Origin of the sequence: Paenibacillus polymyxa (assembly GCF_018614975.1) — a bacterium.
In the GTDB taxonomy this organism is placed as follows: domain Bacteria; phylum Bacillota; class Bacilli; order Paenibacillales; family Paenibacillaceae; genus Paenibacillus; species Paenibacillus polymyxa_E.
On the sequence record NZ_JAGGNR010000007.1, the window covers coordinates 1 to 15922 of the forward strand.

Below are 15922 nucleotides of genomic sequence, written 5' to 3' on the forward strand. Positions count from 1 at the left end.
GGTTATTCAACACGCGTGTAATTACGCACCAATTTGTCTGTCCAGGCATTGAGTCCACCTGTCATATTGAGAACCTTGAACCCTTTTTCATTAAGCAGCTCACATGCCTTACCGCTGCGATTTCCACTGCGGCATATAACTATAATTTCTTGTGATGGGTCTAACTCTTCATGTCTGACGTCCAGTTCGCCAAGGGGAATGTGATTAGCACCTGCTACGTGTCCTTCCATCCATTCTTCTGGTTCCCGGACATCCAGCATGGTCAAAGTTTCACCTTTGTTAAGACGTTCTGCTACCTCTTGAGGTGCTATTTCCTTAAATGACATGTGTAAGTTTCCTCCATAGATGATTTATTTCATCGTGTTTTAATTAACGGCTTTTCACAAGAAGCTCTACCGCTTCTTTCACCAATTTACCTGTATCATTATTGCCAGCCTCCTGTTCAGCCATAATGCACTGTTGAAGATTTTCTGCGACGATTTGCGCAAGAGCTCTGTCAGAGGCATTACGGACGGCAGACAGCTGGGCTACGACCTCTTTACAAGGTTTTCCTTCTTCCATCAATCGAAGTACCCCACGAACCTGGCCTTCAATTTTCCGCAAACGTGTTTTTAAGCTATCTGTATAGTTGTATTCCATATATAATCTACTCTCCTTCATAACATACCTGTATAGGTATATTATAGAGCAAAAAATGTTAGCTTACACCTTTAAATGAATAAGTTTACCTTGCCGTTTGTTGCATCACCCAGGTAAGCGGCAACACCAGCATATTCCAATCCATCGATCAGCTCTTCTTGTTTCAGACCCAGAAGGTCCATGGTCATGGTACAAGCAACCAGCTTCACACCCTGCTCCTGTGCCAGCTCCATTAACTGAGTCAGAGATAAAGCATTATGCTTTTTCATCACATGTTTAATCATCTGCGGACCAAGCCCGCCAAAATTCATTTTGGACAGCCCGAGTCTTTTTGCCCCTCGTGGCATCATCCAGCCAAAAGCTTTTTCCAAGAAACCTTTATTTGTATTGATGGTCTCATCCTTCCGAAGAGCATTCAGCCCCCAGAAGGTAAAAAATATGGTTACTGGTTACTTCGTGATCATAGGCAGCTGCGCCATTAGCAATAATAAATGCTGCAATTGCTTTATCTAATTCACCACTAAACAATACGATTGTTGATTTATCAGTCATTAATTAATAATACCCACTTTCTAATTACATATATCCCTATATGTTTATCTAGAGAATCACTACAATACAATTCTTTTTTATTGCTTAAAGGATAGTTGACCAAACCTTAACGGCTGTCAGGGCAATAAGCACGACTAGTCCATAACGAAGGATTTTAACATTTATCTTGGAACTTACTTTAGACCCCAATGGAGCTCCGATCAGACTTCCAACCACCGTGAATAAAGTAGGCCATAAAGGAATATGTCCGCCGGTAAGCTTTCCAATAACCCCCCCAACGGCTGAAACAAAGACGATCGCAAGTGAAGAAGCAATGGTCATGCGGGTTGGAATCTTGAGGAGGGTGAGCATGATGGGAATCAGGATAAAAGCGCCCCCTGCGCCCACAATCCCGGATACAATTCCGACTATAAAGGCAGAAACTATCGCAATCATTTTATTAAATTGAAGGTTCTCTGTGATTTCATCCGAGCCCTTACGAGGAATCAACATCAGAATAACTGCTATCACAGCAAGGATGCCATAGATCAGGTTAATGACGTCTCCTTGAAGCATTCCTGATATATATCCTCCGATCAGGCTTCCCGCCAAAATGCTGATGCCCATATAAAGAACTAATCCCTTATGAACGGCTGATGGCCCCAATTTGCCTTTACTTCGTTTCTGAAGTGCCAAAACGCCTGCAAGAGAGGCAAAAAAAACTTGGAACATACTGATCGAAGAAACCTCATGTGCTGAAAAGTGCGCTGCACCGAATACTGATGGTACATACAGCAGCAAAGGATAGTTAATGATAGCTCCGCCTATTCCAAGCAATCCTGAAAAGAAGGATCCGATTAAGCCAAGAGCGAGCATAATGATCATTAACAAGATATCCATAATCCCCCTCCTTTCTCGGTTGAGGGTATCTATACTTACAAAGTTTGAAATAAGCGAACACACTGCTGCGTGTTTGCTTTATTTCCATTTAGATTTTTTTAACATAAAACTTATAAATACCGTTGTTTTCCTCCTGGGAAATCAATTCGTGTTTGGTTTGTTTAACCCATGCTTGAAAGTCATTAACGGAGCCTTTATCCGTTGAAAGGACTTCCATGATTTGTCCGGATTCAAGACCGTCCAGCGCTTTTTTTGCTTTTACAATCGGCATAGGACATGCCAGTCCTTTCGTATCTACTACCAGGTTTGTTTTCATCATCATTTTTCCTCCTTTTAATGGTCGTGTACAGCACAGCGGTTAGGACCGATCTCCATCTCGCGCTGCTCATCTTCGTTTGGTGTGATTCTCCCCATATTCGTCTGGCGGATTTCTTGGTACGCATTCGGCTGTGGTGGAAGATTTTCAGTCACAATACGCCGGAATTCATCCTCTTCACGTATGTTAAGGCCAGGGTTTTTTTGATACAAGTCAGACAGTTTCCCCATCACTCGACCGCCTTCACTGAGCTCCGTCACCTTTCCGAAGTGAGCAGGTAATACGATCAGATCTTGAGACAATCCTGTGTAGCGCTTGTAAAGCGTGTCTCGAAGATCACTTACCCAATCTTCCGCAAGGCCCGCCAAATCAGGACGACCGATCGATTCAATAAACAAGATATCCCCGGTTAACAGGTACTGGTCATCTACAATAAATGATGTGCTTCCGATTGTGTGTCCAGGAGAGTAAATCGGCTGAATCCGAATTGTTATGGAACCTACCGTGATGTCACGACCTTCTTCAAGCTTTTCATAATTGAAAGTAACTTCGGTCGCATCTTTTGGGGGCAGCCAATAAGTGGCTCCAGTTTGCTCAGCCAGTTTACGTCCGCCTGAAATATGATCGGCATGCAGGTGTGTGTCCAACGTGTGTTTAATCTGTGCACCTTGCTCTTTCGCAAACTGTTCAAACACTTCTGTCATGCGAAGCGTGTCAATAACTGCAGCTTCCCCGCCTGAAACAACCATATAAGACAAGCAACCCTTGCCAATCCTTACGAACTGATACAAATATCCCCCATCCTTTAATTCTCCAATCTTCACTGGCTCCAGGTGCTCACTCCATGATTTCATACCGCCTTCAAGGTAATGCACGTTGCTTCTGCCGGCCTCAACAATTTGCTCTGCTACAAATTTGGAAGACCCCTCTTTCGCACAGACAACAAGCAATTTCTTGCCATCAGGAATCTTGTCGAGGGCATCATCTACACCGTCTAAGAGATCAAAATAAGGAATGTTAATGACATCTACGCTGTCTCCTTCAACTTTCCAATCGTTAAAGTCCGTTTCATTACGAACATCAAGGATAAAAATTTCTTCTTTAGCCAAGACAATACGCGTAAGTTCCTTTGCCGTCATCGCTTTTAATTCCATTTCCGTTTCTCCCTTCATTTAGAAAGTCAATGTAACGTTGGCATCCTTCGCAAAATCCAGAAAAGTGACAGCTCCGCCTACTTCAATGCCTTCGATAAAGTCCTCTTTTGTCAGGTTCATAACATCCATCGTCATCTGACAAGCAATAATCTTGACACCCATCTCCTGAGCCATTTCTACTAGCTGTGGGATCGATGGAACATTTGCATTTTTGAACCCTTCAGCAAAATGTTCAGCCCCTGCAGGCAGCGGCAATTGGTGATGAGCTTGCTTATGAATCAGATTTAATCCTTCAAAAGTGAAGAAAATGGCAACCTCTGCTTCAGTCGCTGCTGAAGCAGTTGCGATATTAAACACTTTATATGCATCGAACATTCCACCATTGCTTGCAATAATTGCTACTTTAGTACTCATTTGTAATACCTCCGTTATTTATTGTTTTTTTATTTATCTGTTGGACCCGTCCAACCAGTCATGCCCGGTTCTACATTATTGACTTTCTTGAATCCTTGTTCAGTAAGCAATTGACAGGCAAGATCACTGCGGCTGCCTGTACGGCACACGACATAAATATCTTCTTCCGGGTTAAGTTCCTGGATCCGATTCTCGAGTTCACCTAGCGGAATAGAAATAGCGCCGGTAATTTGCTTAAACGCATATTCGGCAGGTTCACGGACATCCAGTACGGTAATCTTTTCATTATCAGCAAGTTTTTTCTCCAATTCATGATTGGAAATGACATGTGGATGCTTCTTCTCTTCCTTTGTTTCAGTAACACTTGCTTTACGGACATAATGCTTGAGAACATCGCTATCCTCTACTGTACCGAGATAATGATGTCCGGTATTTTTAGCCCAACCTTGAATATCTGCCAAAGACCCTTTATCTGTAGCTTGTATTTCAATAACTTGACCAGCACCCAGTTGATCCATCGCTTTTTTTGTTCTTACGATTGGCATTGGACATGCAAGCCCTTTGCAATCGAGTGTCTGATCCACTTTAATTTCGGCCACTGCAGAAACCTCCTCAAAATTTGTTATGAACAAGACAAGCCATTAGTCACAGAACTCTTAAAAATAAGTCTTCCCTTTTGGCCTGCGGTTTACCATTTTGAAAAAAATATTATTGGGGTTATTTGCTCATTACATATACCCCTATAGGTATATTACAAAGAGTCTTTGTTCTTGTCAACCTGCATTACTGAATAATTTGATGTTCTCCAAACTTCGGGAAAATAGAAATTAAGCTACATCTCTTTTAAACTTTGTATGTTAAGAAATTTAAGAAACGTTAAAGTTCATAAAAAAAAGCCAACCACTAAGCTAAGCTGGTTTGCTCCGTCTACTCAAATACTCTAAAGAGTTGTTTCATTTTTTTACTTGTAACATAATAACTTCTAGGCCATTCCTCTCGGCGTCAATAATTCCGCGCCAACGAAGTTTACGCAAATTCCCAGACACTGTAGACTGCGGAACTCCAAGAAAGGATTAAATGCAAGTAACATTACAAGAACCTCTTTCCAGTAAACCTTTGATGATAGATAGTCTGATCGATGAGCGATCACCTTGATGGTGTCAGATAGGTAAGGTATAAGATTTGCACTTACTATTCTTATACCTTACCTCCATTTGAAATAATGATTTGCTAAGTATCTAGAATACAATATCGAAGCTTAGTTGAAATCAAGAATAAAAAAATTGAAGAATCAGACTTTTAAACTCCGGATTGAGCAATTCAGTTATTTAACAAAATATCAACGCTCACCAAGACTTGCTGAAGAATATTATCATAATAAGAGCGAACGGTCTCATCCAATCCTATGCTGAATTCCAGAACATTTACCTCAATGCCCAGCAAATAGGTTGTCAGATTGGGATATATTAACGGAATATGTTGTGGGATATGAAAGTTACGGGCTGAAATCCCCCGTTCATTCGGAATCAGATGATGAAGTTTGCAAATGGTCATTGTCCCAACGGGATTTTCTGAAATGACTGCATCAACTTTGAGGAGAACGTGGCATTTTCAATGTATTGCAAACAGAAATCAATGTCCGTCTCTCCAGCTATGTAAGTGACATGCTCATCGGTATTCATGACTCTCAATGCCTCGACCACGTAAACTCCGGTCCCGTCGTTCCCCATTAGTTGGCTTCCAATACCAAGCACGGTTAACCAACTCATCCCATCACCTGGAACGTTCTGAGATGCTTCTGATTAATACATCCATTATATCCTAATCGCTATGATACGCATACACACTAGTACAAGTAGTGACTCTGAATGAAACAATCAAAAATGTTAGAGTGATACGTGAACTATGGAATGACCAGGTTTCTTTTACAAAGGGTCTGCTTGTAAAACCAAAACCTTGTATATCAACGGAATTAAAAGTATTGATATTTTGAGTTTCATGATTTAATTCGCTCGAGCCCTTATGGTTCTAGATAAAAACTCGAAAACATACAATTAGGCTGAGTGATTCCATAAATTGATTTCTTAGCTACTTCTCCAAGATAGTGGGGAACTTTATGTCAAATTCCAACCTGGTAGGGAACTTTATGTCATTATACAACTGAGGACAAGAACTGTACCCATTGAACACTTGCTTCTACGCTTCTTTCTCCTGCAACTCTCAACCAATCAATAAAAAAGTTTGAACTAAATTGAGCTACTATCTTTTCTATTATCCAGAATAATGCGTTCCGATTAATCCCCCCGTACTTCTCATTTGACGACTAACGATTTGGTCTGCAAAGTATTTTAAATGATCTCTTATGATCAATGGTCCTCTATAGAAAGAATCATTAGATTGTCACTAATCTAGTTTGGAAAAATGATTACCGTCTTGGATCAGTATACATTTTAGCATGATTCCAAGACGGTAAATCCTAATTCCAGAAAAACTAAACGACCGTTCCCCGGTAATACGGGAACGGTCGCAACTTAAGTCTTGTTTTTTCTTTTTGTACTATCTACTTGACAAGGTTATGACCACAAATGTGTGCTTTTTCTTCTCATGTTCCTCTCCGGATATCAATACCCAATGCTACAGTTTGCTTGCATACATAATTTCGCCATATCCACCAACAAAAATGAATTTTCCGTACATCTTGATGCCGTCCTGCATTCTTTGTGTATCGACCCCGTCTAAACCTTGGTACTTCGGAGGAAGAGTGACCTGCTTCCACTGCACTCCGTCTTTGGAAAGATAGTACGTATTGGAACCGTTAATCTCCTGCTCATAGCTCGTAGCCATAGCAAAAAAGCTTCCGTCAAAAGAGGTCAGGAAGTCGAATCCGGTATAATCCCCTTTCGTGAACGTCGTCTTTTTCTTCGTCCAGTTCAATCCATCCTTCGATACCCAGTTCTTCAGAGAGTTGCTTTGATCTGCTGCAACATAAGAGCTGCCATTCCAGGCCAGATAAGCCTGATTCAAATCCATAGTCTTTACCAGCTTCCAATGAACACCATCCGTCGTCTGCATGAGCTTCGTCGTACCGACGCCGGTATTGAAGTTATGCACGCGGAAGGTGGCGAGCAGTCGTTTACCGTCCCAAACCATAGAGGTCAGCCAATTGTCGCTGACGTTGGGGATACGGGTCCATTTGAGACCATCTTTAGACGTATAGGTACCATAAGATTGGTCCGACGCTACAAAAAATTTGCCTGTCCACAAGATATTTCGCAATTGACCGTATTGATCTTTGAAAGGTACGCTTGCTTTCTTCCAGGTGTACCCATCCGCGGAATAGTAAATCCCGTTATGGCCCGCCACGACGAATTTATTCGCACCCCAAACCACATCGTATAAATTCGGTCTACCCAGCTTTTCCCGGTAGGCAAACGGCTTGCTGCTACGCCATGTAGTACCGTCATCGGTATATATGACAGTGCCGTTCATGCCAACAGCTACGGTTCTTTTCCCGTTTGTGGCAAGACCGCTTAGCTCGCCTCCCGTGTGCGAGCCAACTAACCGGTAACTCCAAGCAGCACCGTCCTTCGTATATACGGAATATGTGCTGTCGGGTGCATCCTGCCGGTCATTCGATCCAATCCCGGCAAATCCGTTAGCCACTGGATAGATAACATAAATATTGGTATAAAGATAGGAAAGATCTGTCTTCTTCCAATTCACGCCGTCTTTTGACGTATAAGCTACATTTTTATTGACCCCGCCTTTTTGATTGGTTGCACCTGTAACAATGTACTTGTTGTGACCATATACAATGGTCTTTAATTCTGCGCCACTTGGGGATTTGGCTTGCTTCTTCCACGTGAAACCGTCAGAGGACGTATAAATGCCGTTACCGACGCCAATGTATTGCTTTCCAGTCCAGGCCATGTCCCGAATAGCTGCAGACATGTTGTATTTTTTAGTGGACCAACTCTGCCCGTCCTTTGAGACAAGCACATATTGATCATCGTAGATGCTGGTTATAAAGTAAGTCCCATTTATATACTTCAGAGAGTTCGCCCCATACTCGTTAAACAACGAACGCGAGGTTGTCCAGTTCTCCCCATCTACCGACGTAAATATATGCTTTTCCCCCAAGGCTACAAAGCCGCCCTTCTCCCAGACCAATTGATGAATTGTTTCGTCCGGGTTAAAATTGATCTTCGTCCACGTTAACCCGTCTGTTGATATAAATCCTTCGGAAGGTTTCTCGTAAAGAGTAGAGGAATAGTCTGTGTTGGAACCAAACACCACATACTTGGATCCATCCCAATCAATGGCGGTTAAATGATATCCTCCAAACTTCGATAGAGCTTTCCAATTGATTCCGTCCTTTGATTTCATCACTGTACCGTAGGCACCTACGGCTATGTATTCGTTCTTCCCCTTAGCCAATGCATATGGTGCGTTAGAACTATAACTCGCGTCGACGGTCCATCCTTCACCAATAGAGATAGGCTGTTCCTTCAGCGTAATCGAGTCAATCGTCTTATCCTCAGCGCTCGCATCAACCGAACCTACGGGGTGAGACAAAAACAATAAAGATAATGACAAACAAACTCCCCATAAAAATGTGTTTTTTTTTCTCATGTTCTCCTCCTGTTGTTAAAAGCCTTGTTGTTGAAATCATTATTTATCTTACTCGCTTTTCCACAAAATGTAATGGGCCTTTTTGCCTATATAAACAAACGATTAATCCCTTGGACCTATTTTTAGAGTTATAAACCTTCCCGGGAAAATCCCGAAATCGACAAAGTTTCATATCACTTAAACGCAAAAATCCACAACTTCAATTGGTTGTGGATTTCCAGTATGGAAACGAGAGCATTTGAGGCCATGTCCATAAATAAAAACACATAACTACGGGTGTAGTCACAGTTTTGATGTCACCCGACTAATGTCCCGTAATTGACTATACATTCGGGTCTAGCCTGATTGTTTTTCTCTGTTTCCTCCACTGTAAGAAATGCTCCAGTCTACAGCAAGTATAAATCAGCTTCGGGTGCTGCATCGGAAAAATATCCTGAACCAACAGTGACTTCTGCGGTCATTAGTCCATGACAACTTCTCCAAGGAGCTTTGCCCGCTTTCTTAATTCCTAGCCGCCTGTGTTTATTTCTTTTCGAGTCATATGTTCCATAAGATATGTGAAAAATGTCCTTTATAATGCTGCCTATTGAGGTTTTAACTACATCGTTTACTATTTAGATAAGTATCTAATCGAAAATCGGACTATGTCCTTGTCCATTCCGGCAATCGGTACAAGTTCTTGTCCCCCCGACATTTGTTCGGTTAACTTGGACATTGTTATTATTGACAGTATCCTTTTCAACAATTGCACTATCCTGCCCGTTTGTTGAACAAAAAGCAGCTGATCACATTGGTCAGCTGCTTTCTTAGTTTTATTGAGTTAACGTTTCCCGTTACTTCAACGAAATGTTGTAGAGATTTGGCTGAACGACATCGTCTTACTTACACAATACCTCCGAAACCAGTTGTCGGGATCATGTCTTTAGTCGACCCATCCATTTTTTCAAGGGTTTTAGAACTTTCGTTTATGATATGGAAGACCCTCACCTTCTTCGCAATACTGTTTTAGACTGTACAAAAAAATAGCCCAGTTATAATTACATAAACGATAAAATGCGGTCAATTCCCTCCAATTCATCTGACGAAATATGATTGAAGTTTTCCCGTTTTTTTCCTCCATATCAAAAGAAATCGTCGTACCTATCCATTCTGGATCTGAATCGACACACTGCCACAATATCTTTTTATCCGTAGCAAGCTCATCAACGCGCATCATTGTTAAGCCTTTGCCTCCGAATCGGAACTCATTTATACAACCGATCTGATCACTGACTATTAGTTCATTTGTCCATATTTCTGAAAGTCCTTTTTCAGTGGTTAAAGCTTCATATACGGTTGAAGCTGGAACATTCACAGTCTGTAAGTGCTCGATACTTGGCATAGTGCTCATTCCCTTTCTTTAAGGATTTATTTATGAAAATATTAGTCTACGACGATTGAGAGTTTTCAAATTTTCTTTTATTATACGCCATAGTTGATGTGATTTCTTCTCGATTGCTATCCTACCCGTTAGTTAAGAAAACGACAGCCGATCGTCAGACCAACTGCTGTCAACTTAACGTAGCTGCTATTATCATTGAGTAAAACTTTAATTTCTGCATATGTAAGTTTGAACGAAGTAGCCAATTTACATAGGACAGCAGCACGGACTTTAGGAGACTGTGAATTCATCATGAGAGTCTTTAGATTTTCTTTCGACTCTCACTCTGAATGACGGCTGACTCATCAAATTTCTGGGTTTTATAAGTAGTAGTAAATGATTGGGTTGGATAAAATAGCCGCCACGTTCTCCCGGCTCTCCCCATCGTAAAACGACCACAAAAAAAGGCCAACCCGTAATTACTGGCTAACCTGATAATACCGCCAAAATGGCGACTTCTTAAGCGTATATGATTCTCTGGCCAAATTTTAAAACAATCATCCAATATTATTCTTCTTCATAAACAACGACGGTTTTACTTTCTTCTTCCCATTGCACGGTTGCATCCAAGGCCTCACTTATGAAACGTACGGGGACATAAGTACTGCCTTTTGTAATAGTGGCTGGCACATCCAAAGAGACGTTTTTGCCATTAACTGTTGCAGTTTTACTGTCAACCACAAGTTTAATGCTCACCCCATCCTTCGTGACAATGATGGAGCGTTCTTCGGGATTCCATGCCACTTCGGCTTTCAAAGACTCAGCTATGGCTCGAAAAGGAACAAACGTGTTGCCTTTTTTGACAAAAGGTTCGGAGTCAGAAGCTACCCCGTTCACATACAGCTTCACCCCATTTTTTTTACCCGCCTTTTCATTGAGTTTTCCCATTGTTTTGTACAGGTCCAGGTTTTTAAAATTGGCTTTAATGGCCTCTTCCTGCAAATACACCGCGTCAGTCACGCTACCGTTTTTTTCGAGCATTTCTGCTGCAGTTTCCAACGCCTTGTCCTTTTCAATGATTGCTTCAAGTTCTTTGATTTGTTCGTCCGTCAGCCCAGTCGCATATTTTGTAAGCAACATATCGGCTAGTACAGCAGCTGCCGGTTTATCTTCCACATGTTGAATAGCATTTAGCAAACCTTTGTATCCGTTGGAGCCTTTTTTCTTGGATTCGGTTGGATCGGTTGTATTCTCTGTCTCCGATGTTGAGGGATCCTTAACTTTGTCTTCTTCAGTGTTGACCGTTTCCGAAGACTCGACTTCCTCAGTCTGTTTCTCCTCCGTTGGAGTTTCTTTGTCTTTGGTTGCTTTTGACGATACCTCTTTACCTGATTGTCCGGGTGGTGTGTTTCCCGGTTTGGCAGAGGTTGTGCCTTCGGCGGTGGCAAGCATTAGCGCCAGACTGGTTAGCAAGATGACTGTTTTTTTCATAGACGATTCCTCCTGAAGTAAAAAAATATATGCTCCTTCATTATCGGCAGAATAAATACATTCTGATAGAAAATTTGCGAATAATTCGCCTATTTCCTTTTCTTGAATACATTGTATTGGAATCAAACCTGAAGGGCGGAATCAAATATGAATCATGCTGATCGTGAAGCGATCCTTTTTACTTCAAATGTTGGGGGTAGTTCGTACGACATTTGGCTTTATCAACCTTTAACAGGTCAGACGATTAAGCTGACCCAAGATCTTGGTGAGGAATTTTCAATTCCATATTGGTCGCCAGATGTCCGGAACTTCGCCTTTATCGGCAAGAAAAATATCGTGTATGTATTCAATCTAAACAGCAGGGCATGGGCACAAATTGATCAGATTTACCCTTATACTTTACTGAGTTGGTCCCCGGATAGTCTATACTTGTGTTATGTAAAAAACGGACGAATTGTGGTCTACAATATCAACTCCCAGCGGTTCGATCGTTCAAGAAGGAGCCACCGATGTCCAGTGGTTTCCTTCAGGAGAGGCTCTCCTGTATGCAGCTCCAGATGAAGCAGGCAATACCCAACTATATAAAATTAACCGAGATGGCATGAGCAAACAGCAATTAACTCAAAATACTGAGGGGCCTCTCCACAATGTCAGAATATCACCTAACGGAGAGTTTGTCCTATATACATCCCCGGGAGCCAGCATTTCGTTGATCACTACGGTGAACCTGACAACAGGAGCGAGCTACCAACTTAATGGTGGCCCTCAGGCGAAAAACTATTTCCCCGAATGGTCCCCGGACTCTTCACTCATCGCATACAGTGCCACCGACATCGTGGATAATCAATATGTTTCTTTAATCCAGACCGACAGCCGAGTTGGAGGGCAACAAAAAACATGGGCAGTCTCCACCTGCTTCTCTACCCCTTTAAGTTGGTCGCCGGATGGGAACCGACTCGCTTACTTATCAGGATGCAATAAGCAAGAACAAGCAACCGAAATTTGGATTATTGATATAAGAAACCCTAATAATCCGATCAAAATTGTTGAAGCAAGGTGGACTACAGCTCATAGATGGTCACCACGAGTGCATGATGTTCATCCGTATGGATTATATCTCAATCAGGTATACAAGGTGTCTTTCCATTATCCGCGAAGCTGGCACAAAGTTACCGAAGAACGATTCGAAGGAGCGGACGGATTTTTTCAGATATCCGCGATCTCTTCTGAGGAAGGAATTTACGAGGTATGCAGAGCGGAAGCTTTTCATATGTTAAAACCCTATGGGGCCAACCCCCAAATTTTCCCTGCTTTTATTCAAGCCCAAGAAGCCTGTTTCATATTTCCTTCGGAAGACCAACCCGTGGAAATGAGAAATCAGGCGGCACTTATTGTGAAATATCCTGCTCCTGTTGTGATTCAAGGAAATACGTATTCATATTTCATCTTATGGGCTGATCAAAATCACTTGATTTCACTGGGAAAGACACTTACTTTTATTTAACATAACATAATACTGAAATCTAATTATTAACTCATACATGAAAAAGGGTGCAAAACGAAATCATCATTTTGCACCGCAGCAGTATTGCAGAAATTAGCGAGATGTAAGTAAGTCCTCAGCCAATTTGACTAGACCTTCTTTCCGTAGACTGCTGTCCGCATTATCGGAAATTTCGTACAGCAAATGATTGCGATCGTCTCTCCACCCAATCCGGTGATGGGTACCGGAGTCAATTGCCTGATCAGTGGAATCGGATTGAATGTAATAGACTTCAATACATTGAATGTTCAGCTTCTCGGATTTAGCCTGATCCTGAAATATGGTCAACTTGGAGTCCGGGAGTAGTCTCGTAGCTGTAACATTCACATAATTGCTCCTTTTGGCATAGCGTGCTACTCCTTACCAACACTTTTGTGGCCAAAAACAATAAACCGCTCTGTTAAGGCGGTTTATTGTTGGATGGTACTCCATCCGCTTACATCACATTGTACATAATCATTATCACCCACCGCAACCATCGTACCATCAGATTTCAGTCCAATCGTATGGGCACACCCCGCCGAGACAGCTCGAATTTCGTGCCAGCCACTTACATCGCATTGGTGATGTTTATTCGAACCCACAGCAACCGTTGTACCGTCAGACTTAAGACCAACGGTATGACGACGACCCGCCGCTATGGTATAGTTACGGAACCGTTTCGTCTCAAACACCGCTTCCTTCCGTGAATTGTAGTCCATATCATTCCTCTACAAATTGAAATCTTGCTTTTCCTGTTAGCTCAACAGTAAGTCATAAAGTTTAGCGTTCATATCGTTCACAGAAAAGAGGCATGAGGACACCAACCTATTTTTCTTATTCGACGTTGTATTCTAATACTCCTAGCTGTCAAGAAAGCGGAACTACGCCAAGCACTAATCAAGGTACGTTGATGCCACCCGTTTGAAGGACTCATCCTCGTTTCAGTCGATATGGTAGCTGTTAACGTTCTGAGGTTGTTCTGTATTATGGTACTTAATGAGGTTTTAAGTGCATGCGCTCATTGTTTAGAAATATATCTAATTAGTAATCGGACTATGTTCTTGTCCATTCCGGCAATCGGTACAAGTTCTTGTCCTTAGCTTGGGACACGAACTTGTACCGATAATACGAAAAAGCCGCTATAATAGCGACTTTAACGGGTATATGTTCTTGTCCCTAGACATTAAAAGGTTGAAAAATTTGCCCAAGCAAATCTATCTCAATCAAGTCTTCAAAAGAATGTTTCCGTTCTGTCTGAAGACCAGAGACTGGCTGTACTAATCAATCTTATCCAAGTCGGCTATAATGAGACAATAAGTTCCCCTATTTCTACTCTTGCAACGGGCTATTCGGCAACGCGAACTTATACAGCAACTAATCCTCTTGGCGGTACTCTATATACACTTCAACATCAGATCTCTTGGAACTCTGATGGAAGCTGGGTTGTATCCCCCGCTCCTTATAGATCTATTACTCCATCCACGAAAATGCTTGGTTGGTCTTATGAAGGTGCAACAACGGATAAACAACGTGGTGGCGTAGGTCACAATTTTTATGAATCTAACGTGGTTGGACATTTCAAACTGACTCTTGTGTATGATGTACAAAATAGCTACCCAAGAATTTTCCTTAAAGGATGGGCTAACGGGACATTCGATTTTTCGGTTAGTGGATAATTAACTAATTATTGTTGTAACTTTTTTCTCCGCCCCAATACGCATAAAACTATCAGTGTAACGAAAGTTTTTAGTGGAAAGCGGGGCGAAATTTAAAAAGAAGGTTAACGTTTTTTTCGTTAACCTTCTTTTTTGGCGTATTGAAATACCGACCCATTTCGTATACCTTTAGGGACAATATGCAAGCTATCATCACCATACAAAAAAAGCGCCCTCCCTCGTTAATTACTTTTCTTGTTCGAGAATCGTACTTTCAACTACAGCTTTTTCAGAACCTGTAACTGCATTAGATTTTGTTCCTGTCTGCACTGTAAAGACCATTATAACAACGGCTATCAAAGCAAGTCCTCCAAAAGCATAAGCAATGTAACGCCTTAGTTTCTCACTACTTGAAAAGAAAAAGATTACAGCCGAGGCAAGCAACAAAAAAGCTATCATTGAAGCCATCCCCTTTCGTCCAAGTATTCACATTATTACTATTATATACGTTATGGACGAAAAAATTGTTACATCAATCACTTACACTGTAATCTAACACTCCATTGCTCCATCCTTTAAGCCAGATGCGAGGATATTTACTTTGTACTTCATAAACTACTGAAAATTTGAAATGCCCTATAACATTAGATTCATAGAAATTGGAACCTACACCACCACGTTGTTCATCCGTTGTTACACCTTCATAAGACCATCCAACCGTTTTTACCGAAGGGGTAATTGTTCTTGATGGAGCAGGTGAAACCACCTTGCTTCCATCTGATCTGAACGTAATTGAATGTTTGAAGGTATACAACGTAACACCGAATAAATTCGTAACTTCATAAGTTTGTGTCCCTGTGTAAGTACTCACTGCTAAAGGAGTGATAGGGCTATCTGTTGTTACATTGTATCCAACATGGATAAGATTGATTAATACATCCAATGCCTGATCTTCTGGCATTTGGGAGATATTTTGTTTTAATGTCGAGTCACTAACTCGAGCTTGTGTGAATTTCTCAACTTCAGAAGCCCCATTTTGGGCAAATTCACGAACAGCTTCTTTTTCTTCTTTAGACAATCCATCCCATAGGGCAACTGCATCTTCACTAGCAACAAGTTTAACTGCTAAAAGTTTTCCATATTCAGCATTATCTGATGAAAATATAGTATTAGACTGAATGTGCAGAGTACACGCGGCATTACGCATTACATAACCGCTAGACCCCGAAAAATAAGTATTAGACTGATCCCCAAAATCAAACCAGCGGCAGCCATGGACGGAAAAATAAAGTCCTAGACTGCCAC

General features: G+C 41.6%; 15 protein-coding genes and 2 pseudogenes. 1 reads left to right on the plus strand and 16 read right to left on the minus strand.

All coding sequences use genetic code 11. From position 1 onward, the window contains the following. Positions 1 to 2 precede the first annotated feature (2 nt). The 12 genes and pseudogenes from J7E78_RS02685 to J7E78_RS02740 all read right to left on the minus strand — a co-directional run bounded on the left by J7E78_RS02685 (position 3) and on the right by J7E78_RS02740 (position 11437). The gene (locus J7E78_RS02685) at positions 3 to 326 is read right to left on the minus strand and encodes a rhodanese-like domain-containing protein (protein ID WP_215074824.1); all 324 of its coding nucleotides are present in this window, start codon (positions 324 to 326) and stop codon (positions 3 to 5) included. A 43-nt stretch (positions 327 to 369) separates the two neighbouring features. Next, the gene (locus J7E78_RS02690) at positions 370 to 639 is read right to left on the minus strand and encodes a metal-sensitive transcriptional regulator (protein WP_215074825.1); all 270 of its coding nucleotides are present in this window, start codon (positions 637 to 639) and stop codon (positions 370 to 372) included. Between the two features lie 71 nt (positions 640 to 710). Then, positions 711 to 1191, minus strand: a pseudogene (locus J7E78_RS02695) (DsrE/DsrF/DrsH-like family protein). An 84-nt stretch (positions 1192 to 1275) separates the two neighbouring features. After that, on the minus strand, positions 1276 to 2070 hold the full coding sequence (locus J7E78_RS02700) for a sulfite exporter TauE/SafE family protein (protein ID WP_215074826.1): 795 nt from the start codon (positions 2068 to 2070) through the stop codon (positions 1276 to 1278). An 88-nt stretch (positions 2071 to 2158) separates the two neighbouring features. Further along, positions 2159 to 2386 carry a sulfurtransferase TusA family protein gene (locus J7E78_RS02705; RefSeq protein ID WP_215074932.1) on the minus strand — a complete coding sequence of 76 codons (228 nt, stop codon included), beginning with the start codon at positions 2384 to 2386 and terminating at the stop codon, positions 2159 to 2161. Between the two features lie 17 nt (positions 2387 to 2403). Then, the gene (locus J7E78_RS02710; protein WP_215074827.1) at positions 2404 to 3540 is read right to left on the minus strand and encodes an MBL fold metallo-hydrolase; all 1137 of its coding nucleotides are present in this window, start codon (positions 3538 to 3540) and stop codon (positions 2404 to 2406) included. Positions 3541 to 3558: 18 nt separating this feature from the next. After that, the gene (locus J7E78_RS02715) at positions 3559 to 3954 is read right to left on the minus strand and encodes a DsrE/DsrF/DrsH-like family protein (protein WP_110822062.1); all 396 of its coding nucleotides are present in this window, start codon (positions 3952 to 3954) and stop codon (positions 3559 to 3561) included. Between the two features lie 29 nt (positions 3955 to 3983). Next, the gene (locus tag J7E78_RS02720; RefSeq protein WP_397330450.1) at positions 3984 to 4553 is read right to left on the minus strand and encodes a sulfurtransferase TusA family protein; all 570 of its coding nucleotides are present in this window, start codon (positions 4551 to 4553) and stop codon (positions 3984 to 3986) included. A 951-nt stretch (positions 4554 to 5504) separates the two neighbouring features. After that, positions 5505 to 5723, minus strand: a complete 219-nt coding sequence (locus J7E78_RS02725) for a hypothetical protein (RefSeq protein ID WP_215074828.1) — start codon at positions 5721 to 5723, stop codon at positions 5505 to 5507. 865 nt (positions 5724 to 6588) lie between these two features. Next, complete coding sequence (locus J7E78_RS02730) at positions 6589 to 8586, minus strand: hypothetical protein (protein ID WP_215074829.1); 1998 nt, start codon at positions 8584 to 8586, stop codon at positions 6589 to 6591. 952 nt (positions 8587 to 9538) lie between these two features. After that, a complete protein-coding gene (locus tag J7E78_RS02735; RefSeq protein ID WP_215074830.1) occupies positions 9539 to 9967 on the minus strand; it encodes an SRPBCC family protein in 429 nt (142 codons plus the stop codon). A 546-nt stretch (positions 9968 to 10513) separates the two neighbouring features. Then, a complete protein-coding gene (locus J7E78_RS02740) occupies positions 10514 to 11437 on the minus strand; it encodes a copper amine oxidase N-terminal domain-containing protein (protein ID WP_215074831.1) in 924 nt (307 codons plus the stop codon). A 709-nt stretch (positions 11438 to 12146) separates the two neighbouring features. Here J7E78_RS02740 and J7E78_RS29230 point away from each other — a divergent pair. Continuing rightward, the gene (locus J7E78_RS29230; RefSeq protein WP_251034776.1) at positions 12147 to 12941 is read left to right on the plus strand and encodes a TolB family protein; all 795 of its coding nucleotides are present in this window, start codon (positions 12147 to 12149) and stop codon (positions 12939 to 12941) included. A gap of 93 nt (positions 12942 to 13034) precedes the next feature. Here the strand turns inward: J7E78_RS29230 and J7E78_RS02750 are convergent, their stop codons facing one another. The 4 genes and pseudogenes from J7E78_RS02750 to J7E78_RS02765 form a co-directional block, all read right to left on the minus strand. Next, positions 13035 to 13307: a hypothetical protein gene (locus J7E78_RS02750; RefSeq protein ID WP_215074832.1), complete on the minus strand. Its 273-nt coding sequence runs from the start codon at positions 13305 to 13307 to the stop codon at positions 13035 to 13037. Between the two features lie 83 nt (positions 13308 to 13390). After that, positions 13391 to 13621: pseudogene (locus tag J7E78_RS02755) on the minus strand (chromosome condensation regulator); the annotation flags it as partial. A 1242-nt stretch (positions 13622 to 14863) separates the two neighbouring features. Next, positions 14864 to 15076 carry a hypothetical protein gene (locus J7E78_RS02760; RefSeq protein ID WP_215074833.1) on the minus strand — a complete coding sequence of 71 codons (213 nt, stop codon included), beginning with the start codon at positions 15074 to 15076 and terminating at the stop codon, positions 14864 to 14866. A 73-nt stretch (positions 15077 to 15149) separates the two neighbouring features. Continuing rightward, complete coding sequence (locus tag J7E78_RS02765) at positions 15150 to 15824, minus strand: hypothetical protein (protein ID WP_215074834.1); 675 nt, start codon at positions 15822 to 15824, stop codon at positions 15150 to 15152. Between the last annotated feature and the right edge of the window lie 98 nt (positions 15825 to 15922).

Coding starts and splice junctions, on each gene's coding strand:
- J7E78_RS02685 (WP_215074824.1), bottom strand. CDS start 326: ATGTCATTTAAGGAAATAGCACCTCAAGAGGTAGCAGAACGTCTTAAC.
- J7E78_RS02735 (WP_215074830.1), bottom strand. CDS start 9,967: ATGCCAAGTATCGAGCACTTACAGACTGTGAATGTTCCAGCTTCAACC.
- J7E78_RS02765 (WP_215074834.1), bottom strand. CDS start 15,824: ATGCGTAATGCCGCGTGTACTCTGCACATTCAGTCTAATACTATATTT.
- J7E78_RS02700 (WP_215074826.1), bottom strand. CDS start 2,070: ATGGATATCTTGTTAATGATCATTATGCTCGCTCTTGGCTTAATCGGA.
- J7E78_RS02715 (WP_110822062.1), bottom strand. CDS start 3,954: ATGAGTACTAAAGTAGCAATTATTGCAAGCAATGGTGGAATGTTCGAT.
- J7E78_RS02690 (WP_215074825.1), bottom strand. CDS start 639: ATGGAATACAACTATACAGATAGCTTAAAAACACGTTTGCGGAAAATT.
- J7E78_RS02710 (WP_215074827.1), bottom strand. CDS start 3,540: ATGGAATTAAAAGCGATGACGGCAAAGGAACTTACGCGTATTGTCTTG.
- J7E78_RS02705 (WP_215074932.1), bottom strand. CDS start 2,386: ATGAAAACAAACCTGGTAGTAGATACGAAAGGACTGGCATGTCCTATG.
- J7E78_RS02730 (WP_215074829.1), bottom strand. CDS start 8,586: ATGAGAAAAAAAAACACATTTTTATGGGGAGTTTGTTTGTCATTATCT.
- J7E78_RS02740 (WP_215074831.1), bottom strand. CDS start 11,437: ATGAAAAAAACAGTCATCTTGCTAACCAGTCTGGCGCTAATGCTTGCC.
- J7E78_RS02760 (WP_215074833.1), bottom strand. CDS start 15,076: ATGATAGCTTTTTTGTTGCTTGCCTCGGCTGTAATCTTTTTCTTTTCA.
- J7E78_RS02725 (WP_215074828.1), bottom strand. CDS start 5,723: ATGAGTTGGTTAACCGTGCTTGGTATTGGAAGCCAACTAATGGGGAAC.